Source organism: Actinokineospora baliensis (genome assembly GCF_016907695.1).
Classification (GTDB): Bacteria; Actinomycetota; Actinomycetes; order Mycobacteriales; family Pseudonocardiaceae; genus Actinokineospora; species Actinokineospora baliensis.
The window spans coordinates 692,035-711,153 of the sequence record NZ_JAFBCK010000001.1 but is presented as its reverse complement, the minus strand read 5'-3'; the positions used below and the strand labels follow the sequence as shown (position 1 = coordinate 711,153).

At 67.9% G+C, this 19,119-nt stretch carries 33 protein-coding genes; 32 read left to right on the top strand and 1 reads right to left on the bottom strand.

Annotated features, from left to right (window positions below):
- Positions 1-45 precede the first annotated feature (45 nt).
- Genes JOD54_RS03000 through JOD54_RS02990 form a run of 3 tightly spaced genes read left to right on the top strand, consistent with a single transcriptional unit; the run spans position 46 to position 1,240 of the window.
- Positions 46-915, top strand: coding sequence for a helix-turn-helix domain-containing protein (locus JOD54_RS03000; RefSeq protein WP_307859808.1), 870 nt, complete (start codon positions 46-48; stop codon positions 913-915).
- 14 nt (positions 916-929) lie between these two features.
- Positions 930-1,094, top strand: a complete 165-nt coding sequence (locus JOD54_RS02995; protein WP_204449065.1) for a DUF397 domain-containing protein — start codon at positions 930-932, stop codon at positions 1,092-1,094.
- A complete protein-coding gene (locus JOD54_RS02990) occupies positions 1,091-1,240 on the top strand; it encodes a DUF397 domain-containing protein (protein ID WP_204449064.1) in 150 nt (49 codons plus the stop codon). The genes JOD54_RS02995 and JOD54_RS02990 overlap by 4 nt, the downstream gene beginning before the upstream one ends.
- Before the next feature lie 47 nt (positions 1,241-1,287).
- On the opposite strand, the gene JOD54_RS02985 is transcribed toward JOD54_RS02990, so the two are convergent.
- Positions 1,288-1,491, bottom strand: a complete 204-nt coding sequence (locus JOD54_RS02985) for a hypothetical protein (protein WP_239576003.1) — start codon at positions 1,489-1,491, stop codon at positions 1,288-1,290.
- 59 nt (positions 1,492-1,550) lie between these two features.
- On the opposite strand from JOD54_RS02985, the gene JOD54_RS02980 reads away from it, so the two are divergent.
- The 29 genes from JOD54_RS02980 to rplO all read left to right on the top strand — a co-directional run bounded on the left by JOD54_RS02980 (position 1,551) and on the right by rplO (position 19,090).
- On the top strand, positions 1,551-2,015 hold the full coding sequence (locus JOD54_RS02980) for a hypothetical protein (RefSeq protein ID WP_204449063.1): 465 nt from the start codon (positions 1,551-1,553) through the stop codon (positions 2,013-2,015).
- Between the two features lie 81 nt (positions 2,016-2,096).
- Positions 2,097-2,786 (top strand): DddA-like double-stranded DNA deaminase toxin, encoded by a 690-nt coding sequence (locus JOD54_RS02975; protein WP_204449062.1) that lies wholly within the window; start codon positions 2,097-2,099, stop codon positions 2,784-2,786.
- Positions 2,783-3,205 carry an Imm1 family immunity protein gene (locus JOD54_RS02970; RefSeq protein WP_204449061.1) on the top strand — a complete coding sequence of 141 codons (423 nt, stop codon included), beginning with the start codon at positions 2,783-2,785 and terminating at the stop codon, positions 3,203-3,205. The genes JOD54_RS02975 and JOD54_RS02970 overlap by 4 nt, the downstream gene beginning before the upstream one ends.
- Positions 3,206-3,583: 378 nt before the next feature.
- The gene (locus JOD54_RS02965; protein WP_204449060.1) at positions 3,584-4,168 is read left to right on the top strand and encodes a hypothetical protein; all 585 of its coding nucleotides are present in this window, start codon (positions 3,584-3,586) and stop codon (positions 4,166-4,168) included.
- A 532-nt stretch (positions 4,169-4,700) separates the two neighbouring features.
- A complete protein-coding gene (gene rpsL / locus JOD54_RS02960) occupies positions 4,701-5,075 on the top strand; it encodes a 30S ribosomal protein S12 (protein ID WP_092777655.1) in 375 nt (124 codons plus the stop codon).
- A 1-nt stretch (position 5,076) separates the two neighbouring features.
- On the top strand, positions 5,077-5,547 hold the full coding sequence (rpsG, locus tag JOD54_RS02955; protein WP_026424116.1) for a 30S ribosomal protein S7: 471 nt from the start codon (positions 5,077-5,079) through the stop codon (positions 5,545-5,547).
- A gap of 69 nt (positions 5,548-5,616) precedes the next feature.
- Positions 5,617-7,722, top strand: coding sequence for an elongation factor G (gene fusA / locus JOD54_RS02950; RefSeq protein WP_204449059.1), 2,106 nt, complete (start codon positions 5,617-5,619; stop codon positions 7,720-7,722).
- A 134-nt stretch (positions 7,723-7,856) separates the two neighbouring features.
- Entirely contained in the window at positions 7,857-9,050 is a 1,194-nt protein-coding gene (gene tuf / locus JOD54_RS02945; RefSeq protein WP_204449058.1) for an elongation factor Tu, read from the top strand.
- A 334-nt stretch (positions 9,051-9,384) separates the two neighbouring features.
- The gene (rpsJ, locus tag JOD54_RS02940; protein ID WP_003938093.1) at positions 9,385-9,690 is read left to right on the top strand and encodes a 30S ribosomal protein S10; all 306 of its coding nucleotides are present in this window, start codon (positions 9,385-9,387) and stop codon (positions 9,688-9,690) included.
- A 35-nt stretch (positions 9,691-9,725) separates the two neighbouring features.
- Positions 9,726-10,376, top strand: coding sequence for a 50S ribosomal protein L3 (rplC, locus tag JOD54_RS02935; RefSeq protein ID WP_204449057.1), 651 nt, complete (start codon positions 9,726-9,728; stop codon positions 10,374-10,376).
- Positions 10,376-11,068, top strand: a complete 693-nt coding sequence (gene rplD, locus JOD54_RS02930) for a 50S ribosomal protein L4 (RefSeq protein ID WP_204449056.1) — start codon at positions 10,376-10,378, stop codon at positions 11,066-11,068. The genes rplC and rplD overlap by 1 nt, the downstream gene beginning before the upstream one ends.
- Positions 11,065-11,364: a 50S ribosomal protein L23 gene (gene rplW / locus JOD54_RS02925; protein WP_018682831.1), complete on the top strand. Its 300-nt coding sequence runs from the start codon at positions 11,065-11,067 to the stop codon at positions 11,362-11,364. The genes rplD and rplW overlap by 4 nt, the downstream gene beginning before the upstream one ends.
- A 14-nt stretch (positions 11,365-11,378) precedes the next feature.
- On the top strand, positions 11,379-12,215 hold the full coding sequence (gene rplB / locus JOD54_RS02920) for a 50S ribosomal protein L2 (protein WP_092777665.1): 837 nt from the start codon (positions 11,379-11,381) through the stop codon (positions 12,213-12,215).
- Positions 12,216-12,231: 16 nt separating this feature from the next.
- Positions 12,232-12,513: a 30S ribosomal protein S19 gene (gene rpsS / locus JOD54_RS02915; RefSeq protein ID WP_204449055.1), complete on the top strand. Its 282-nt coding sequence runs from the start codon at positions 12,232-12,234 to the stop codon at positions 12,511-12,513.
- Between the two features lie 50 nt (positions 12,514-12,563).
- On the top strand, positions 12,564-12,989 hold the full coding sequence (gene rplV / locus JOD54_RS02910; protein ID WP_204449054.1) for a 50S ribosomal protein L22: 426 nt from the start codon (positions 12,564-12,566) through the stop codon (positions 12,987-12,989).
- Positions 12,989-13,813: a 30S ribosomal protein S3 gene (rpsC, locus tag JOD54_RS02905; RefSeq protein WP_204449053.1), complete on the top strand. Its 825-nt coding sequence runs from the start codon at positions 12,989-12,991 to the stop codon at positions 13,811-13,813. The genes rplV and rpsC overlap by 1 nt, the downstream gene beginning before the upstream one ends.
- A 4-nt stretch (positions 13,814-13,817) precedes the next feature.
- Positions 13,818-14,237: a 50S ribosomal protein L16 gene (rplP, locus tag JOD54_RS02900; protein ID WP_204449052.1), complete on the top strand. Its 420-nt coding sequence runs from the start codon at positions 13,818-13,820 to the stop codon at positions 14,235-14,237.
- The gene (gene rpmC, locus JOD54_RS02895; RefSeq protein ID WP_204449051.1) at positions 14,237-14,485 is read left to right on the top strand and encodes a 50S ribosomal protein L29; all 249 of its coding nucleotides are present in this window, start codon (positions 14,237-14,239) and stop codon (positions 14,483-14,485) included. The genes rplP and rpmC overlap by 1 nt, the downstream gene beginning before the upstream one ends.
- Positions 14,482-14,769 carry a 30S ribosomal protein S17 gene (gene rpsQ / locus JOD54_RS02890; RefSeq protein WP_204449050.1) on the top strand — a complete coding sequence of 96 codons (288 nt, stop codon included), beginning with the start codon at positions 14,482-14,484 and terminating at the stop codon, positions 14,767-14,769. The genes rpmC and rpsQ overlap by 4 nt, the downstream gene beginning before the upstream one ends.
- A 68-nt stretch (positions 14,770-14,837) precedes the next feature.
- Positions 14,838-15,206, top strand: coding sequence for a 50S ribosomal protein L14 (gene rplN, locus JOD54_RS02885; protein ID WP_018682823.1), 369 nt, complete (start codon positions 14,838-14,840; stop codon positions 15,204-15,206).
- 1 nt (position 15,207) lies between these two features.
- A complete protein-coding gene (gene rplX, locus JOD54_RS02880) occupies positions 15,208-15,525 on the top strand; it encodes a 50S ribosomal protein L24 (RefSeq protein WP_204449049.1) in 318 nt (105 codons plus the stop codon).
- Positions 15,526-15,527: 2 nt separating this feature from the next.
- Positions 15,528-16,091 carry a 50S ribosomal protein L5 gene (rplE, locus tag JOD54_RS02875; RefSeq protein ID WP_204449048.1) on the top strand — a complete coding sequence of 188 codons (564 nt, stop codon included), beginning with the start codon at positions 15,528-15,530 and terminating at the stop codon, positions 16,089-16,091.
- A 3-nt stretch (positions 16,092-16,094) separates the two neighbouring features.
- On the top strand, positions 16,095-16,280 hold the full coding sequence (locus JOD54_RS02870; protein WP_026424130.1) for a type Z 30S ribosomal protein S14: 186 nt from the start codon (positions 16,095-16,097) through the stop codon (positions 16,278-16,280).
- A 118-nt stretch (positions 16,281-16,398) separates the two neighbouring features.
- Positions 16,399-16,797: a 30S ribosomal protein S8 gene (gene rpsH / locus JOD54_RS02865; protein WP_104477982.1), complete on the top strand. Its 399-nt coding sequence runs from the start codon at positions 16,399-16,401 to the stop codon at positions 16,795-16,797.
- A gap of 12 nt (positions 16,798-16,809) precedes the next feature.
- A complete protein-coding gene (rplF, locus tag JOD54_RS02860; protein WP_204449047.1) occupies positions 16,810-17,349 on the top strand; it encodes a 50S ribosomal protein L6 in 540 nt (179 codons plus the stop codon).
- A gap of 2 nt (positions 17,350-17,351) precedes the next feature.
- Entirely contained in the window at positions 17,352-17,753 is a 402-nt protein-coding gene (gene rplR, locus JOD54_RS02855; RefSeq protein ID WP_239573263.1) for a 50S ribosomal protein L18, read from the top strand.
- A 31-nt stretch (positions 17,754-17,784) separates the two neighbouring features.
- Positions 17,785-18,453 (top strand): 30S ribosomal protein S5, encoded by a 669-nt coding sequence (gene rpsE / locus JOD54_RS02850; RefSeq protein ID WP_204449046.1) that lies wholly within the window; start codon positions 17,785-17,787, stop codon positions 18,451-18,453.
- A 5-nt stretch (positions 18,454-18,458) separates the two neighbouring features.
- The gene (rpmD, locus tag JOD54_RS02845; protein WP_204456040.1) at positions 18,459-18,641 is read left to right on the top strand and encodes a 50S ribosomal protein L30; all 183 of its coding nucleotides are present in this window, start codon (positions 18,459-18,461) and stop codon (positions 18,639-18,641) included.
- Entirely contained in the window at positions 18,638-19,090 is a 453-nt protein-coding gene (rplO, locus tag JOD54_RS02840) for a 50S ribosomal protein L15 (protein WP_204456039.1), read from the top strand. The genes rpmD and rplO overlap by 4 nt, the downstream gene beginning before the upstream one ends.
- Positions 19,091-19,119: the final 29 nt, after the last annotated feature.

The window sequence follows — 19,119 nt, the reverse complement described above, 5'->3', positions numbered from 1 at the left end:
GGCACACTGGGCAGCCTCAACGACCCAACCGGGAGAGCGAAGATCGTGGAACGTGTTGACCCCTCGGCGCTGCGCTGGCTGATCGGTGTCGAGCTGACCAACTACCGCAAGCACGCGGGCGCGTCGCAGGCGGAGGTCGGCAAGGCCTTGAAGATATCGGGCGGAATGGTCGCCCACTTCGAAGTCGGACGGCATTTGCCCTCACCGCAACAGATAGATGTCATGCTCACCCACTACGGCGCCCCCAGGTACGACATCGATCGACTGGGATACCTCGCAGGTAGAGCCGACAAAAGCAGCTGGCTCGCCCGCTGGAACGACATCATTCCGGACTGGGCGCGGACCTACGTCGGCCTGGAAGGACTGGCCTCCCACGTTGTCACCTACGCACCATTGGTGCTGAATGCACTGACGCAGACCCGCGAATACTCCGCCGGTGTGACCGCTCCGAGTTCTCGGGTGCGGCCGGATCAGGAGGAAAGGCTGGTCGGTCTGCGCATGGAGCGCCAAGACCGGGTGTTCAGCGCGGAGAACCCGCTGCACGTCACGATGATCGTCGAAGAATCGGTGCTGGACCGGCCGATCGGGAGCTCACCGGAGGTGATGCGCGGCCAGTTGGAGCACCTGCTCGAGTTGGGAGAACGCGAGAACGTCGCGATCCTGGTGCTTCCCACGGCGATCGGCCGCCACGACGGCCTGGAAGGGCAGTTCACCGTGCTGCACTTCCGCGACACGGATGACGAGATCCAAGCCCGGCCAGTCGTTTTCGTCGAGATCCCGGATGACGCGATCTACATCCAGGAGCAGCGTCAGGTGGCGCAGTACACTCGTAACGCGGACCAGCTACGCGAGGTGGCTCTCTCACCAGCAGAGTCCGCCACCGCGATCCGAACCCGGCTGGCCGCGTTCGAGTGATCCCGGAGGCCCCCATGCAGAACCCCACCTGGCGCAAGTCCACCCGCAGCAGCAACGGCACCAACTGCGTTGAGGTCCGCAACGACCTGTCCGCCGTGCGGGACTCGAAGAACCCCGATGGCCCTGCCCTGCCGATCGACGTCCGTGGCCTGGTGCGGCACCTGAGGGCTGAGTCATGACTTGGCGCAAGTCCACCCGCAGCAGCAACGGCTCCGACTGCGTTGAGGTCCGCAACGACCTGTCCGCCGTGCGGGACTCGAAGAACCCCGGCGGCCCCACCCTGCCCGCCAACATCCAGTCGCTGGTCCGCCACCTCAAGGGCTGACCCCGGCGTGCGGCTCCTGGCTCAATTCCCGAGCCAGGAGCCGCCCCCTACAGCGGCAGAACAATCCCCGGAAACCGCCCCTCCGTGTCGCAATGCGCACAGGGCCGCCCGTTGTCCATCGTCTTGGCCACCCCGCCCACCACCGCGAACTTCGGGTCGGCGATCAGCCCCCCGCCCCCGCACAAGTGGCACACCGTGTGCACCTCGTCCGGCACATCCTGCTCATCCCCGATGTCATCGTCGTCCTCCACCGCCCCATCACAGCGCGAATCCCCACCCCCCGCCAGCCCGCCGCTAAGATCCACATCCCGTGGATGGGGTTGTTCTCAAGAGGTCTTGGCCGCTCACCGCGTACTGGGGCGGCATAGCGGCGGCCTGGCTCCTCCTAGCCGCCATCGAGTTCGACGTGTGGGGATTCCGCTGGGACACCGGCAGCGTCTGGGCCCTGGCCTTGGTGCCCCCTTGCCTCGGCCTCGCGATCTGGTGTTGCACGTTGGTGGCCGAAGTGGGCCCCGTGCGCATCCGCCACGGCCGCCTGCGTTTCTGGGCGAGATCCCGCCCCTGGTCCCTTCCCCCGGCCGACATCCAATCCTGGACCTGGACCGCCGACCGCCAGACCACACTCGGGTCCCGGCTCAAGATGCGCCACCTGACCCTCACCCTCACCACCGACCGAGTCGTCGCCCAGCGCCACCACCTGGTCCACCACCGCCGCCCAGCGGGCCAACACGCCACCCAAGCCCTGACCGCCTTCCTGGAAGACAGCGGCGGGTAGCCCTTCGATCTTCGGGGACCACCTGATCGGGGCCCCGCAACCACCTCGTCAAAGCCGGTCAAACACGGCCATCCTGGTCCTGTGTCCATCGCTGAGCACATGGCTCAACTGGAAGCGGTGGCCGAGGAGCTCGGTCGGACGATCGCGGCCGTTCGTGCGGTGCTGTCCGAACTCGATGCGGCGTACCGCCAGGTCGACGAGATCCTCGACGGTGCCGCAGGGCACGGGGATGTCGAACCACCGTTGCTCGCCGCGCACGAGCAAGCGACGGATCTGCTCGACGTGCTGGCGGTGGTCGAATGGCAACTGAGGGCCTACCTCGCTCGCGCATCGCCCGGCATCAAGCCCGCTCCGGAACCACCCCGTCCGCTCGTCGAGCGGCTGCGGCGTGAGCTCCCACCGGACATCATCCCGCCCCACGTGCGCCCAAGGGGGACTCCGCCTGCCAAGACGCATGCCAGGTGGGTCGGACCCGATGGGGTTGTCCACGTCGATACCAGCGGACGGGACGCGAAGTACCAGCAGGCGCTGCTGTGGTTCGAGGCGCAACCCGGTGGGCGGATTCCACGTCGGGCGTCGGATGTCGAGATGAAGCTGGCCGTGCACATGAGGCTCGAGGGAATACGCTCCGTCACCGTGGTCATCAACCACGTCCCGTGCCCTGGCGAGTGGGGGTGCGACGCCCTCGTCCCCAAGATACTTCCCCCGGGTAGTTCGATGACCATCCACGGCGCGGGGGGCTTCCTGAAGACCTACCGAGGAGAGGCATGACCCGGCTCAGCGTCTACTACACCGCCGAGCCCGAGGACGGCTTGGTGCTCGCTGACGAGGCCGCGGTTCGGGAGTTCGTCGAACGCCTGCGGCTCGACTCGGTCGCGTACGGGGTTGGGCTCATGAGCCTGTGGTACGTCGACGGGGACGTCGCGACCCCGGAGTTCGGGGTTGGGGTCAACGGAGGCGTCGGGGTGCTGTCCTACAGCGGTCGGGAGTGGCCAGGTCTGTGGGCGAGCCACGACGGCACGGCGAGCACCTCGGCTGTGCTCGACTACGACCACATGGGCAGCGCGGTCGAAGTGTTGGCCAACAGCCAGATCCCGTACCCCGCGGTGCTCGAGGCGGCCGTCGGCTTCTTCCGGTCCCGCGGTGACCGCCCGGCGTCGGTGCGGTGGCAGCGGGAAGGCGCTGACTAAGAGCGACACCACGCCGCCGGGAGCTTTCGAACGCTCCTTCGAGTGGACCAGCCGCGCGCCCGCTTGGGTACCCCCGTTTTGACCTCCTTGACCACCCGCCCACCACCGCGAACTTCGGGTCGGCGATCAGCCCCCGTCCCCGCACAAGTGGCACACCGTGTGCACCTCGTCCGGCACATCCCCGATGTCATCGTCGTCCTCCACCGCCCCATCACAGCGCGAATCCCCAACTCCCGCCAGCCCTCGACCCACCACCAAGGCCCTCACCGCCTTCCTCCTAGACGGCGAATAGACCACGCCTGAAGTCAGCCCGTATCGCGGCGGGATAAACTCCCTCCACTTCATTGGCCGTCAATCGGATGCGGACGGGCAACCTCAGTGGATTCCATCCCCCAGCGCATCGCCTACGTGGACGAGACGAGCGCGAAAACGGGTGCTGGCACTCGCCTTTACGGCCTCGCGGCGGTGCTCACCCAGGCCCAGCACCACCCGGTGATCGAGGCCGAGCTGACCAATGCCCTGCCGCCCGGCCGCGGCTACCTGCACCACTACGACGAGCCACCGGACCGGCGCGCGGCCATCGCGAAGATCATCGCGAACCTGCCCCTTGACGGGGCCATTCTGCTCGCCGAGGTGTCGTCGAGTCAGCAGCAGGAACGGGCGAGAACCCGTCTGCTGGCGCACCTGCTGCCCCGGCTGCAGCACCAGGAGGGGGTGGAGCGCGTCTACCTGGAAAGCAGATCGGGCGCGGATCGCCACGACCGCAGGACGCGCGAGCGGTTGCGGTCGTCCCGGCGCATCTCCACCGACTTCCGCGTCGACCACGTCGGCAAGTCGGCCACGCCGCTCGTGTGGTTGCCGGACTTTGTCGCGGGCGCCTACATCGCGGCCATGTTCCACGGGGAGGCCGAGCCGTGGGACATCCTCACCACGAGCCACGTCGTTGACGTGTGCAAGCCCTGAACAGCGCGAAACCCGGGGTCCCACGACGACGCGGGCACGTTCCCGGGCTCACTTCTGCCGCATCCGCGGATCGACAGCTTGTGACCTAAGGTTAGCCGAGATCCCCCGGCGCTTCAAACCGAGCCGTGGGCGCCGCCTCCGTTGACTGAGAGCGACACCACACCGCCGGGTGCTTTCGAACACTCCTTCGAGTGGACCAGCCGCGCGCCCGCTTGGGTACCCCCGTTTTGACCTCCCCGTCACGACCAAGGTATCTTTGCTACTCGTGCCCGACCCATGTCGGGTCGGTCCGTGTGCCTGTGCCGCGCGGTCCACGCCGACGGTGTCCACCTGGATGTCGCCGGGTGGACTCCTGCCAGTCACGCCGGAGTTCCTCCCGAACCCCGCTGGGATGGTTTTCTTCCCGTGCGGGAGCCGCGAGAGCGGGCGACACGCCCGACCTCGGGGGGCGGGCGGAGTAGCAGGAACCGCAAGTACACAGTGCCTTCGGCGCCCCGCGCGGGCGTCGGGAGTGATCAGAGAAAGCCGGTCTATGCCCACGATCCAGCAGCTGGTCCGCAAGGGCCGCCAGGACAAGGTCGCCAAGCAGAAGACTGCGGCTCTCAAGGGGAGCCCGCAGCGGCGTGGCGTGTGCACCCGCGTGTACACCACCACCCCGAAGAAGCCGAACTCCGCCCTCCGCAAGGTCGCCCGCGTGAAGCTGACCAGCGGTATCGAGGTCACGGCGTACATCCCGGGCGAGGGGCACAACCTGCAGGAGCACTCGATGGTGCTCGTGCGCGGCGGCCGCGTTAAGGACCTCCCGGGTGTTCGGTACAAGATCATCCGCGGCTCGCTGGACACGCAGGGCGTGAAGAACCGCAAGCAGGCGCGCAGCCTCTACGGCGCGAAGAAGGAGAAGAGCTGACATGCCCCGTAAGGGACCGGCCCCGAAGCGGCCGCTGATCTCCGACCCGGTGTACAGCTCGCCGCTGGTCACCCAGCTCATCAACAAGGTGCTCAAGGACGGCAAGCGCTCGGTCGCCGAGCGCATCGTCTACGGCGCCCTGGAAGGTGCCCGCGACAAGACCGGCACCGACCCGGTCGTCACCCTCAAGCGCGCCCTCGACAACGTGAAGCCGACCCTGGAGGTCAAGAGCCGCCGCGTCGGTGGTGCGACCTACCAGGTGCCGATCGAGGTCAAGCCGGGTCGCTCGACGACCCTGGCGCTGCGCTGGTTGGTGTCCTTCTCGCAGGCGCGCCGGGAGAAGACCATGATCGAGCGGCTGATGAACGAGCTCCTCGACGCCTCCAACGGTCTTGGCGCCAGCGTCAAGCGCCGCGAGGACACGCACAAGATGGCCGAGTCCAACAAGGCCTTCGCCCACTACCGCTGGTGATCTCACGGGCGTCCGCCATCCCGGCGGGCGCCTCAGCGGCGCCGTAGCTCAAGGACAGGGGAAGAACCCGTGGCACTCGACGTGCTGACCGACCTCGCCAAGGTCCGCAACATCGGGATCATGGCCCACATCGACGCGGGCAAGACCACGACGACCGAGCGGATCCTCTTCTACACGGGGATCAGCTACAAGATCGGCGAGGTGCACGACGGCGCCGCGGTCATGGACTGGATGGAGCAGGAGCAGGAGCGGGGGATCACCATCACCTCCGCCGCCACCACCTGCTACTGGAAAGACCACCAGATCAACATCATCGACACCCCCGGGCACGTCGACTTCACCGTCGAGGTGGAGCGGTCGCTTCGGGTGCTCGACGGTGCGGTCGCGGTGTTCGACGGCAAGGAGGGCGTCGAGCCCCAGTCCGAGCAGGTGTGGCGCCAGGCCTCCAAGTACGACGTGCCGCGCATCTGCTTCGTGAACAAGATGGACAAGCTCGGCGCCGACTTCTACTTCACCGTGCGCACGATCTCCGAGCGCCTCGGCGCCAAGCCGCTGCCGATCCAGCTCCCGATCGGGTCGGAGGGCGACTTCATCGGCGTCGTCGACCTGGTCGAGATGCGGGCGCTCACCTGGCGCGGCGAGGTCAAGAAGGGCGAGGACTACGCCATCGAGGAGATCCCGGCGGATCTGCTCGACAAGGCCAAGGAGTACCGGGACGCCCTCGTCGAGGCCGTCGCCGAGACCGATGACGAGCTCATGGAGCTCTACATCGGCGGCGAGGAGCTCAGCATCGAGCAGATCAAGACCGGCATCCGCAAGATCGTCACCGACGGTTCGGCGTACCCGGTGCTGTGCGGCTCGGCGTTCAAGAACAAGGGCGTGCAGCCCATGCTCGACGCCGTGATCGACTACCTGCCCTCGCCCCTGGATGTCCCCGACGTCGAGGGCACGCTGCAGGACGGCGAGACCAAGGTGACCCGCAGGCCCAGCGTCGAGGAGCCCTTCTCCGGCCTGGCCTTCAAGATCGCCGCGCACCCCTTCTTCGGCAAGCTGACCTACGTCCGCGTCTACTCGGGACGGGTCGCCTCCGGTGCCCAGGTCATCAACTCGACCAAGGACCGCAAGGAGCGCATCGGGAAGCTGTTCCAGATGCACGCCAACAAGGAGCAGCCGGTCGACGAGGCCATCGCCGGGCACATCTACGCGGTCATCGGGCTCAAGGACACCACCACCGGTGAGACCCTGTCCGACCCGTCGAACCCGATCGTGCTCGAGTCGATGACCTTCCCGGACCCGGTCATCCAGGTCGCCATCGAGCCCAAGACGAAGGCCGACCAGGAGAAGCTGGGCACCGCGATCCAGAAGCTGGCCGAGGAGGACCCCACCTTCAAGGTCAGCCTGGACGAGGAGACCGGCCAGACGATCATCGCGGGCATGGGCGAGCTCCACCTGGACATCCTGGTGGACCGCATGCGCCGCGAGTTCAAGGTCGAGGCCAACATCGGCAAGCCGCAGGTGGCCTACCGCGAGACCATCCGCAAGACGGTCGAGAAGCTGGACTACACCCACAAGAAGCAGACCGGTGGGTCGGGCCAGTTCGCGAAGGTCGTCATCAAGCTCGAGCCGCTGGACACCACGACCAGCGACGGCGCGCTCTACGAGTTCGCCAACGCGGTCACCGGTGGCCGCGTCCCGCGCGAGTACATCCCCTCGGTCGACGCCGGTGCGCAGGACGCCATGCAGTACGGTGTTCTCGCCGGTTACCCGCTGGTGGGGCTGAAGTTGACGCTGCTCGACGGTGCCTACCACGAGGTGGACTCGTCGGAAATGGCGTTCAAGGTCGCCGGTTCCATGGCGCTCAAGGAAGCCGCCCGCAAGGCGGGTCCGGTGATCCTGGAACCGATGATGGCGGTCGAGGTGACCACCCCAGAGGACTACATGGGTGATGTCATCGGCGACCTCAACTCCCGCCGAGGCCAGATCCAGGCCATGGAGGAGCGCAGTGGGGCCCGCGTCGTCAAGGCGCTGGTGCCGCTGTCTGAGATGTTCGGGTACGTGGGCGACCTGCGGTCCAAGACCCAGGGCCGGGCCAACTACTCGATGGTGTTCGACTCCTACGCCGAGGTTCCCGCGAACGTCTCGAAGGAGATCATCGCCAAGGCGACGGGGGAGTAATCCCCTACCCCGCGTAAGCGGGACCACCACGGTCCCGCGGCCCGCACAGACCCAGATAGCCGCTCCCGGGCCGGGCAGATAATGTCCGGCCCGGAAGTGGAACAAAGCGAAATCCAGTCCAGGAGGACAGTCCAGTGGCGAAGGCCAAGTTCGAGCGGACCAAGCCGCACGTCAACATCGGCACCATTGGTCACATCGACCATGGCAAGACCACGCTGACCGCGGCCATCTCGAAGGTCCTGCACGACAAGTACCCCGACCTGAACCCCTTCACGCCGTTCGACGAGATCGACAAGGCGCCGGAGGAGAAGCAGCGCGGTATCACCATCTCCATCGCGCACATCGAGTACCAGACGGAGAAGCGCCACTACGCGCACGTCGACTGCCCCGGTCACGCGGACTACGTCAAGAACATGATCACCGGTGCGGCGCAGATGGACGGCGCCATCCTGGTGGTCGCCGCGACCGACGGCCCGATGCCGCAGACCCGTGAGCACGTGCTGCTCGCCCGCCAGGTCGGCGTGCCCTACATCGTGGTCGCCCTCAACAAGGCCGACATGGTCGACGACGAGGAGATCCTGGAGCTCGTCGAGCTCGAGGTCCGCGAGCTGCTGTCCGCTCAGGACTTCCCCGGCGACGACCTGCCGGTCGTGCGCGTCTCCGCGCTCAAGGCGCTGGAGGGCGACGCCGAGTGGGGCGCCCGCCTGATCGAGCTCATGGACGCGGTCGACGAGTCGATCCCGGAGCCCGAGCGCGACGTCGTCAAGCCCTTCCTCATGCCCGTTGAGGACGTGTTCACGATCACCGGCCGCGGCACCGTGGCGACCGGCCGCATCGAGCGCGGCATCATCAACGTGAACGAGGAGGTGGAGATCGTCGGCATCAAGGAGAAGGCGCAGAAGAGCACCGTCACCGGTGTCGAGATGTTCCGCAAGCTCCTCGACCAGGGCCAGGCTGGCGACAACGTCGGTCTGCTGCTGCGCGGCATCAAGCGCGAGGACATCGAGCGCGGCCAGGTCATCGTGAAGCCGGGCACCACGACCCCGCACACCGACTTCGAGGCCCAGGTCGTCATCCTGAGCAAGGACGAGGGTGGCCGTCACACCCCGTTCTTCAACAACTACCGCCCGCAGTTCTACTTCCGCACCACCGACGTGACCGGCGTCGTGACCCTCCCCGAGGGCACCGAGATGGTCATGCCCGGCGACAACACCGGCATGACGGTCGCGCTGATCCAGCCGATCGCCATGGACGAGGGTCTGCGGTTCGCGATCCGCGAGGGTGGCCGCACCGTCGGCGCCGGTCGGGTCGTCAAGATTATCAAGTAGTCCCGTCGGGGGGTCGGACCAGCTGGTTCGACCCCCCGATTTGGATCGCCACACCGGCGTGTGGCATCCTTTATGGGTTGCTCGTCGCGGGGCGGCCGGGGTATGTACCGGCCGCCTCCGCGTGAGAGCCGGGGTCCACAGCGGCCCCTCTAGACCACCAGATGTTCGGCTTGCCCGAGGATTTCGTCCAAGGGACCGCTATGCGACACGGGCGCGACACGCCCGACCGCGTGGACCGGGAGCCGGGGATCGCAGCATGTGAACAGGGAAGCGGCGCGGTTCGGCCTGACAGGTCTGCCGACATCGCAACGAACTAGAGGAACGGCAAGCCACCATGGCGGGACAGAAGATCCGCATCCGGCTCAAGGCCTACGACCACGAGGCGATCGACGCGTCCGCGCGCAAGATCGTGGAGACCGTGACGCGCACCGGCGCGCGGGTCGTGGGGCCAGTGCCGCTGCCCACGGAGAAGAACGTCTACTGCGTCATCCGCTCGCCGCACAAGTACAAGGACTCGCGCGAGCACTTCGAGATGCGCACGCACAAGCGTCTCATCGACATCCTCGACCCGACCCCGAAGACGGTCGACGCGCTCATGCGCATCGACCTGCCTGCGAGTGTCGACGTCAACATCCAGTAAGCGTGCGGCGCTGAGCGGCGGAGAGAAACACAGTCATGTCTGACAGGCAGATGAAGGGAATCCTGGGCACCAAGCTCGGGATGACCCAGGTCTTCGACGAGAACAACCGGATCGTCCCGGTCACCGTCGTCAAGGCGGGACCCAACGTGGTCACGCAGGTGCGCACCCAGGAGACCGACGGCTACGTCGCGGTCCAGCTCGCGTACGGCGCCATCGACCCGCGCAAGGTGAACAAGCCCGAGGGCGGGCACTTCACCAAGGCCGGTGTCACCCCGCGCCGCGTCCTCGCTGAGCTGCGCACCACCGACGCCGCGTCCTACGAGCTCGGCCAGGAGATCACCGCTGAGGTGTTCGAGGCCGGGCAGGTGGTCGACGCGACCGGTACCAGCAAGGGCAAGGGCTACGCGGGTGTCATGAAGCGCCACGGCTTCAAGGGCCTCGGCGCCTCGCACGGCACCCAGCGCAAGCACCGCTCGCCGGGCTCCATCGGCGGCTGCGCCACCCCCGGCCGGGTCTTCAAGGGCCTGCGCATGGCGGGTCGCATGGGTCACGTCCGCGTGACCACCCAGAACCTCACGGTGCACCAGGTGGACGCCGAGTCCGGCCTGATCCTGCTCAAGGGCGCCGTTCCCGGCCCCAAGGGCGGTCTGGTGTTCCTCAAGACGGCCGCGAAGGGCGGTGCCTGATGACCAGCGTTGACATCAAGGCCCCGGGCGGTAAGACCGACGGCAGCGTCGAGCTGCCCGCCGAGGTCTTCGACGTCCAGGCCAACGTGCCGCTGATGCACCAGGTCGTGGTGGCCCAGCTCGCCGCGGCGCGCCAGGGCACGCACTCCACCAAGACCCGCGGGGAGGTGGCAGGCGGTGGCAAGAAGCCCTACCGCCAGAAGGGCACCGGCCGCGCCCGCCAGGGTTCGACCCGCGCGCCGCAGTTCGTCGGCGGTGGCGTGGTGCACGGCCCCCAGCCGCGCGACTACACCCAGCGCACCCCCAAGAAGATGAAGGCCGCCGCGCTGCGCGGTGCCCTCTCCGACCGGGCGCGCGCGGGCCAGGTGCACGTGGTGACCGGCCTGGTGGACGGGGACACCCCGTCGACCAAGACCGCCCGCCTGCTGCTGGAGTCGATCACCAGCGCCAAGCGCGTGCTGGTCGTGCTGACCCGCGACGAGGACGTCGCCTGGGTGTCGGTGCGCAACCTGCAGCACGTGCACGTGATCGCGCCCGACCAGCTCAACACCTACGACGTGCTGGTCAACGACGACGTCGTGTTCACCAAGGCCGCCTACGACGACTTCCTGTCCCGGCCGGTCAAGGTCGGCAAGGCGCGCGCCACCTCGGCTGAGGCCGCGGCCGCAGAGAAGTCCGAGGAGGACAAGTGATCCCCGACCCCCGAGACATCCTTCTCGCGCCGGTGATCTCCGAGAAGTCCTACGGGCTGCTCGAGGAGAACAAGTACACCTTCGTGGTGCACCCCGACGCCAACAAGACCGCCATCAAGATCGCGGTGGAGAAGGTTTTCGGCGTCAAGGTCGTCAGCGTCAACACGTTGAACCGCAACGGCAAGCGCAAGCGGACCCGCACCGGGTACGGCAAGCGCAAGGACACGAAGCGGGCAATCGTGACGCTGTCCGCCGAGAGCAAGCCGATCGAGATCTTCGGCGGCCCGGCCGCGTAAGGGACTGAGCAGACATGGGTATCCGCAAGTACAAGCCGACGACCCCGGGTCGTCGCGGCGCCAGTGTCTCGGACTTCGCCGAGATCACGCGGTCGACGCCGGAGAAGTCGCTGATCCGCCCGCTGCACGGGCGGGGCGGTCGCAACGCGCACGGCAAGATCACCACCCGGCACAAGGGTGGCGGTCACAAGCGCGCGTACCGCCTGATCGACTTCCGGCGCAACGACAAGGACGGTGTGCCCGCCAAGGTCGCGCACATCGAGTACGACCCCAACCGCACCGCGCGCATCGCGCTGCTGCACTACGCCGACGGCGAGAAGCGCTACATCATCGCGCCGAACAAGCTGTCGCAGGGCGACCCGATTGAGAACGGCCCCCGCGCCGACATCAAGCCGGGCAACAACCTGCCGCTGCGCAACATCCCGGTCGGCACCGTGATCCACGCGATCGAGCTCCGCCCCGGTGGCGGCGCCAAGATCGCGCGGTCCGCGGGCACGAGCGTGCAGCTGGTCGCCAAGGACGGGCCGTACGCGCAGCTGCGCATGCCCTCCGGCGAGATCCGCAACGTCGACGTGCGCTGCCGCGCCACCGTCGGCGAGGTCGGCAACGCCGAGCACTCCAACATCAACTGGGGCAAGGCGGGCCGCATGCGCTGGAAGGGCCGCCGCCCGACCGTCCGCGGTGTCGCGATGAACCCGGTCGACCACCCGCACGGTGGTGGTGAGGGCAAGACCTCCGGTGGTCGCCACCCGGTGAACCCGGCCGGTAAGCCCGAGGGCCGCACCCGCAGCCGCAAGAAGGCCAGCGACAAGATGATCGTCCGCCGCCGCCGTACCGGCAAGAAGCGCTGAGCAGGAGGTTAAGACAATGCCACGCAGCCTGAAGAAGGGCCCGTTCGTGGATGACCACCTGCTCAAGAAGGTGGACGTCCTCAACGAGTCCGGCAAGAAGACCGTCATCAAGACGTGGTCCCGTCGGTCCACGATCATCCCGGACATGCTGGGTCACACCATCGCGGTGCACGACGGCCGCAAGCACGTCCCGGTGTTCGTCTCCGAGGCCATGGTCGGGCACAAGCTGGGCGAGTTCGCCCCGACCCGCACCTTCAAGGGCCACGTCAAGGACGACCGCAAGGCCCGTCGCCGCTAGTCGGCGGCTCGATCACCAGAGCAAGCTAGAAGAGAGCAAGGGAAGCAGCGATGAACGCCCGTAACGAAGCCGAGGCGCAGGAGTTTCCGCGCGCCGTGGCTCGGGCTCGCTACGTTCGCGCCACGCCGATGAAGGTGCGCCGCGTCGTCGAGCTCATCAGGGGACGTAGCGCCAGCGAGGCCCTGGCCGTGCTCCGGTTCGCGCCGCAGGCAGCCAGCGACCCGGTGGCCAAGGTGCTCGCGAGCGCCGTCGCCAACGCAGAGAACAACCTCAACCTCGACCCCGACACCCTGTGGGTGGCCGTGGCGTACGTGGACGAGGGCCCGACGCTGAAGCGGTTCCGGCCGCGCGCCCAGGGGCGTGCTTACCGGATCCGCAAGCGCACGAGTCACATCACCGTCGAGGTCGAGTCGCGTCCGGTTGTGGCCAAGCAGGCGCCCAAGCGCCGGACGAGCACGAAGGGCGGTGCCCGCTAATGGGGCAGAAGATCAACCCGCACGGCTTCCGACTCGGCATCACCACCGACTGGCGGTCGCGCTGGTACGCCGACAAGCAGTACGCGGAGTACGTCGCCGAGGATGTGAAGATCCGCAAGCTGCTGTCCAAGGGCATGGAGCGCGCGGGCATCTCCCGGGTGGAGATCGAGCGCACCCGTGACCGCGTGCGCGTCGACATCCACACCGCCCGCCCCGGCATCGTCATCGGCCGCCGCGGCGCCGAGGCCGACCGCATCCGCGGCGAGCTGGAGAAGCTCACCAAGAAGCAGGTGCAGCTCAACATCCTCGAGGTCAAGAACCCCGAGGCCGACGCCCAGCTGGTCGCCCAGGTGACCGCCGAGCAGCTGTCCAACCGCGTGTCCTTCCGCCGCGCGATGCGCAAGGCCATCCAGTCGGCCATGCGCTCGCCGCAGGTCAAGGGCATCCGGGTGCAGTGCGGTGGCCGCCTCGGTGGCGCCGAGATGTCGCGCTCGGAGCACTACCGCGAGGGCCGCGTGCCGCTGCACACGCTGCGCGCCGACATCGACTACGGCTTCTTCGAGGCCCGGACGACCTTCGGCCGCATCGGCGTCAAGGTGTGGATCTACAAGGGCGAGGTCGTCGGCGGTCGCCGCGAGTCCGACGTCCGCTCGGCCGCTCCGGACAACCGGCGCGAGCCGCGCCGCGAGCGCCCGAACCGCGCCCGCCGCTCCGGTGCCACCGGCACCACCGCCACCAGCACCGAGGCAGGCCGCGCGGCCGCCGAGGCGCAGACGAAGGTCGACGCCCCCGCGGCGGAGACCGCTTCCAACGGGGAGGGCTAGACCCATGCTGATCCCCCGCAGGGTCAAGCACCGCAAGCAGCACCACCCCAAGCGGGCCGGTGCTGCCAAGGGCGGCACCAGGGTCACCTTCGGCGAGTTCGGCATCCAGGCGCTCGAGCCCGCGTACGTGACCAACCGGCAGATCGAGTCCGCGCGTATCGCCATCAACCGGCACATCCGCCGCGGTGGCAAGGTGTGGATCAACATCTTCCCCGACCGGCCGCTGACCAAGAAGCCCGCCGAGACCCGCATGGGTTCCGGCAAGGGTTCCCCGGAGTACTGGGTGGCCAACGTCAAGCCGGGTCGCGTCGTCTTCGAGATGAGCTTCCCGAACGAGCAGGTCGCGCGCGAGGCGCTGCGCCGCGCCATCCACAAGCTCCCGATGAAGTGCCGGATCGTCACGCGTGAGGGTGGTGACTTCTGATGGCGGCTGGGACCACCGCTACGGACCTGCGCGAGCTGACCGACGAAGAGCTGGTGCTGCGTCTGCGCGAGGCGAAGGAAGAGCTGTTCAACCTCCGGTTCCAGATGGCCACCGGCCAGCTGGACAACAACCGCAGGCTGCGCACCGTCCGGCACGACATCGCCCGGGTCTACACCGTGATGCGCGAGCGCGAGCTCGGCCTCTCCGCGTCCCCGGACGCGTCGTCCAGCAATGAAGGTGCCGCATGAGCGAGAACGAAGCCGTTGTGACCGAGACCGAGGCGCGCAACACCCGCAAGGTCCGGGAGGGCCTCGTGGTGTCGGACAAGATGGACAAGACCATCGTCGTCGCGCTCGAGGACCGCAAGAAGCACCCGCGCTACGCCAAGGTCCTGCGCTCCACCACCAAGGTGAAGGCGCACGACGAGGAGAACACCGCGGGTGTCGGTGACCGGGTCCTGCTGATGGAGACCCGCCCGCTGTCGGCGACCAAGCGCTGGCGGCTGGTGGAGATCCTCGAGAAGGCCAAGTAAGTACCAGCTAGGCCGAGCCCGTCAGGTCGGAAATCTGGCGGGCCACGAATGGTCAGGGAGTTGAAGAAGTGATCCAGCAGGAGTCGCGGCTGCGCGTCGCCGACAACACCGGTGCGAAGGAGATCCTTTGCATCCGTGTTCTCGGTGGCTCCGGCCGCCGCTACGCGGGTATCGGCGACATCATCGTCGCCACCGTCAAGGACGCGATCCCCGGTGCCGGTGTGAAGAAGGGTGACGTCGTCAAGGCGGTCATCGTCCGCACCGTCAAGGAGCGCCGCCGTCCGGACGGTTCGTACATCCGCTTCGACGAGAACGCGGCCGTCCTCATCAAGAACGAGGGCGAGCCCCGAGGCACCCGCATCTTCGGCCCGGTGGGCCGCGAGCTGCGCGACAAGAAGTTCATGAAGATCATCTCGCTGGCGCCGGAGGTGCTCTGACATGAAGATCAAGAAGGGTGACACCGTCGTTGTCATCTCGGGCAAGGACAAGGGTGCGAAGGGCAAGGTCATCCAGGCCTACCCCGACACCAACAAGGTCCTGGTCGAGGGTGTCAACCGGATCAAGAAGCACACCCGGATCTCGCAGACCCAGCGCGGCGCGCAGTCCGGCGGCATCGTGACCCAGGAAGCCCCCATCCACGTCAGCAACGTGATGCTGGTCGCCGACGGCAAGGCCGTCCGGGTCGGCTACGCGTTCAACGACGACGGCCGCAAGGTCCGCGTGGCCCGCGGCAAGGGCAACGGGAAGGAGATCTGATCATGACTACCACTGAGAAGGTCATCCCGCGGCTCAAGACCCGCTACCGCGAGGAGATCGTCACCTCGCTCAAGGGCGAGTTCGACTACGCCAACGTCATGCAGATCCCGGGCGTGGTGAAGGTCGTCGTCAACATGGGCGTCGGTGACGCCGCCCGCGACGGCAAGCTCATCGAGGGCGCGGTTCGCGACCTGGCCACCATCACCGGCCAGAAGCCCGAGGTCCGCAAGGCCCGCAAGTCCATCGCCCAGTTCAAGCTGCGCGAGGGCATGCCGATCGGTGCGCGCGTCACGCTGCGCGGCGACCGCATGTGGGAGTTCCTCGACCGCCTGCTGACCATCGCGCTGCCCCGTATCCGCGACTTCCGCGGCCTCTCGGGCAAGCAGTTCGACGGCAACGGCAACTACACCTTCGGTCTCAACGAGCAGTCCATGTTCCACGAGATCGACCCCGACTCCATCGACCGGCAGCGCGGCATGGACATCACCATCGTGACCACCGCGACCAACGACGAGGAGGGCCGGGCGCTGCTCAAGCACCTGGGCTTCCCCTTCAAGGAGCAGTGATCCATGGCTAAGAAGGCTCTGGTCTCCAAGGCCGCGCGCAAGCCGAAGTTCGCCGTGCGCGCCTACACCCGGTGCAACCGGTGCGGTCGCCCGCACTCGGTGTTCCGCAAGTTCGGCCTGTGCCGGATCTGCCTGCGGCAGATGGCGCACCGGGGCGAGCTGCCCGGCGTGAGCAAGTCCAGCTGGTAAAGGGTTGGTCGGGCCACTCCCAGCGGGAGTGGCCCACCGCGCTCGACCGGCTTGTATCCCCCAGTTCGCCGTAGGCCCGTCTCCGGGAACCCCGGCGAGAAAGGTTGACAGGTCACCCATGACGATGACCGACCCGATCGCAGACTTCTTGACGCGTCTGCGCAATGCCAACTCGGCGTACCACGACGCGGTCGTGCTGCCGCACAGCAAGCTCAAGGCGAACATCGCCGAGATCCTCAAGCGCGAGGGCTACATCGCGGGCTACCGCGACGAAGACGGCGAGAAGGGCAAGAACCTCGTCGTCGAGCTGAAGTACGGCCCGAACCGCGAGCGCAGCATCGCCGGTCTGCGACGGGTGTCCAAGCCCGGCCTGCGGGTGTACGCGAAGTCGACCAACCTGCCCAAGGTCCTCGGCGGGCTGGGCGTGGCGATCATCTCCACGTCCGGCGGCCTGCTGACCGACCGCCAGGCGGGCAAGCAGGGCGTGGGCGGCGAAGTCCTCGCGTACGTCTGGTAAGGGGGAAGCAGAATGTCTCGCATCGGAAGGCTTCCGATCCCCGTCCCAGCCGGGGTTGACGTCACCATCGAGGGGCAGAGCGTCAGCGTGAAGGGTCCCAAGGGCACCCTGTCGCTGACCGTGTCCGAGCCGATCACCGTTGAGCGCGCCGAGGACGGCACGCTGCAGGTGACCCGGCCCAACGACGAGCGGCAGAACCGCGCGCTGCACGGCCTGACCCGCTCCCTGGTCAACAACGTCGTCGTCGGCGTGACCGCGGGGTACGAGAAGAAGATGGAGATCCACGGCGTCGGTTACCGCGTCGTGGCGAAGGGCTCGGACCTGGAGTTCGCGCTCGGCTACAGCCACCCGGTGAAGGTCGCCGCCCCCGAGGGCATCACCTTCGCGGTGGAGAGCCCCACCAAGTTCTCCGTCTCCGGCATCGACAAGCAGCGGGTCGGCGAGGTCGCGGCCAACATCCGCAAGCTGCGCAAGCCCGACCCGTACAAGGGCAAGGGCGTGCGGTACGCGGGCGAGAAGATCCGCCGCAAGGTCGGAAAGACGGGTAAGTGATCATGAGCGACACGACTGTCACCAAGCGCAAGCCGGTGGGCAAGGACATCTCCACCCGCCGCCGCGTTGCCAAGACCCGCAGGCACTTCCGGCTCCGCAAGAAGGTCGCGGGCACCGTGGAGCGCCCCCGTCTCGTCGTGCACCGGTCCGCGCGGCACATCACCGCGCAGATCGTCGACGACCTCGCGGGCCACACCCTGGCCAGCGCGTCCAGCCTGGAGGCCGACGTCCGCGCGGTCGACGGCGACAAGAAGGCCCGCGCGGCCAAGGTGGGCGCACTGCTCGCCGACCGCGCCAAGGCCGCTGGCATCGCCAAGGTCGTCTTCGACCGGGGCGGCAACAAGTACACCGGCCGCATCGCCTCGCTGGCCGACTCGGCCCGCGAAGCGGGGCTGGAGTTCTGATGACTGTTCTGTACAAGGGAAGGAACGCCTGATGCCGGGACGTACACGGCAGTTCGGCGGTGGCCAGGGTGGCGGCCAGGGCGGCGGTCAGGGCGGTAACGACCGCGGCGAGCGCCGCGACCGTCGCGACCGGCGTGACGGCGGCGGCCGCGGCGGTGCCGCGGCCGAGAAGACCCCGCACCTCGAGCGGGTCGTCGCCATCAACCGCGTCGCCAAGGTTGTGAAGGGCGGTCGTCGCTTCAGCTTCACCGCCCTGGTCGTCGTCGGTGACGGCGACGGCATGGTCGGTGTCGGCTACGGCAAGGCCAAGGAGGTGCCCGCCGCCATCGCGAAGGGTGTGGAGGAGGCGAAGAAGAATTTCTTCCGCGTCCCCCGCATCGGCGGCACCATCCCGCACCCGATCCAGGGTGAGAAGGCCGCTGGCGTGGTGCTGCTGCGCCCGGCCAGCGCCGGTACCGGCGTCATCGCCGGTGGCCCGGTGCGCGCCGTCCTGGAGTGCGCTGGCGTGCACGACGTGCTGTCGAAGTCGCTGGGTAGCGACAACGCCATCAACATCGTCCACGCCACCATGGCCGCCCTGCGCGGCCTGCAGCGCCCGGAGGAGGTCGCGGCCCGCCGCGGCCTGCCGCTGGAGGACGTGGCTCCCGCTGGCATGCTCCGCGCCCGCGCCGCCGCGGCCACCGCCGGGACGGGGGCGTGACGACCATGGCTCAGCTGAAGGTCACGCAGGTGCGCAGCTCCATCGGCACCAAGCGCAACCACCGTGAGTCCCTGCGCACCCTCGGCCTGCGCAAGATCCGGCAGACCACGGTCCGCGAGGACACGCCAGAGGTGCGCGGCCTCATCCACACCGTCCGCCACCTCGTCACCGTCGAGGAGGTCGACTGATGGCCATCAAGATCCACCACCTGCGGCCAGCCCCCGGCGCCAACACCGCCAAGACCCGTGTCGGTCGCGGTGAGGGCTCCAAGGGCAAGACCGCTGGCCGAGGCACCAAGGGCACCAAGGCGCGCAAGAACGTCCCCGCGCGCTTCGAGGGTGGCCAGATGCCGATCCAGATGCGGCTGCCGAAGCTCAAGGGCTTCAAGAACCGCTTCCGGGTCGAGTACCAGGTCGTCAACGTCGGTGACATCGCCACCGCGTTCCCCGACGGCGGCACGGTCGGCATCGCCGACCTGGTCGCGGCTGGTCTCGTCCGCAAGAACAACCTCGTCAAGGTCCTCGCCGACGGCGACCTCAACGGCGTCAAGCTCGACGTCACCGCCGACAAGTTCTCCGCGTCCGCCGCGGAGAAGCTGGCTTCCGCCGGTGGCACCGCCACCGCGCTGGTGGCCTAAGACCTGACACACCGAGGGGCCCCGGGCTG

Bases quoted from the DNA above. Each gene is read 5' to 3' on its own strand.
- JOD54_RS02995 (WP_204449065.1), top strand. From the start codon at position 930: ATGCAGAACCCCACCTGGCGCAAGTCCACCCGCAGCAGCAACGGCACC.
- JOD54_RS02990 (WP_204449064.1), top strand. From the start codon at position 1,091: ATGACTTGGCGCAAGTCCACCCGCAGCAGCAACGGCTCCGACTGCGTT.
- JOD54_RS02970 (WP_204449061.1), top strand. From the start codon at position 2,783: ATGACCCGGCTCAGCGTCTACTACACCGCCGAGCCCGAGGACGGCTTG.
- rpsL (WP_092777655.1), top strand. From the start codon at position 4,701: ATGCCCACGATCCAGCAGCTGGTCCGCAAGGGCCGCCAGGACAAGGTC.
- rpsG (WP_026424116.1), top strand. From the start codon at position 5,077: ATGCCCCGTAAGGGACCGGCCCCGAAGCGGCCGCTGATCTCCGACCCG.
- rpsJ (WP_003938093.1), top strand. From the start codon at position 9,385: ATGGCGGGACAGAAGATCCGCATCCGGCTCAAGGCCTACGACCACGAG.
- rplC (WP_204449057.1), top strand. From the start codon at position 9,726: ATGTCTGACAGGCAGATGAAGGGAATCCTGGGCACCAAGCTCGGGATG.
- rplD (WP_204449056.1), top strand. From the start codon at position 10,376: ATGACCAGCGTTGACATCAAGGCCCCGGGCGGTAAGACCGACGGCAGC.
- rplB (WP_092777665.1), top strand. From the start codon at position 11,379: ATGGGTATCCGCAAGTACAAGCCGACGACCCCGGGTCGTCGCGGCGCC.
- rpsS (WP_204449055.1), top strand. From the start codon at position 12,232: ATGCCACGCAGCCTGAAGAAGGGCCCGTTCGTGGATGACCACCTGCTC.
- rplV (WP_204449054.1), top strand. From the start codon at position 12,564: ATGAACGCCCGTAACGAAGCCGAGGCGCAGGAGTTTCCGCGCGCCGTG.
- rpsC (WP_204449053.1), top strand. From the start codon at position 12,989: ATGGGGCAGAAGATCAACCCGCACGGCTTCCGACTCGGCATCACCACC.
- rplP (WP_204449052.1), top strand. From the start codon at position 13,818: ATGCTGATCCCCCGCAGGGTCAAGCACCGCAAGCAGCACCACCCCAAG.
- rpmC (WP_204449051.1), top strand. From the start codon at position 14,237: ATGGCGGCTGGGACCACCGCTACGGACCTGCGCGAGCTGACCGACGAA.
- rpsQ (WP_204449050.1), top strand. From the start codon at position 14,482: ATGAGCGAGAACGAAGCCGTTGTGACCGAGACCGAGGCGCGCAACACC.
- rplX (WP_204449049.1), top strand. From the start codon at position 15,208: ATGAAGATCAAGAAGGGTGACACCGTCGTTGTCATCTCGGGCAAGGAC.
- rplE (WP_204449048.1), top strand. From the start codon at position 15,528: ATGACTACCACTGAGAAGGTCATCCCGCGGCTCAAGACCCGCTACCGC.
- JOD54_RS02870 (WP_026424130.1), top strand. From the start codon at position 16,095: ATGGCTAAGAAGGCTCTGGTCTCCAAGGCCGCGCGCAAGCCGAAGTTC.
- rpsH (WP_104477982.1), top strand. From the start codon at position 16,399: ATGACGATGACCGACCCGATCGCAGACTTCTTGACGCGTCTGCGCAAT.
- rplF (WP_204449047.1), top strand. From the start codon at position 16,810: ATGTCTCGCATCGGAAGGCTTCCGATCCCCGTCCCAGCCGGGGTTGAC.
- rplR (WP_239573263.1), top strand. From the start codon at position 17,352: ATGAGCGACACGACTGTCACCAAGCGCAAGCCGGTGGGCAAGGACATC.
- rpsE (WP_204449046.1), top strand. From the start codon at position 17,785: ATGCCGGGACGTACACGGCAGTTCGGCGGTGGCCAGGGTGGCGGCCAG.
- rpmD (WP_204456040.1), top strand. From the start codon at position 18,459: ATGGCTCAGCTGAAGGTCACGCAGGTGCGCAGCTCCATCGGCACCAAG.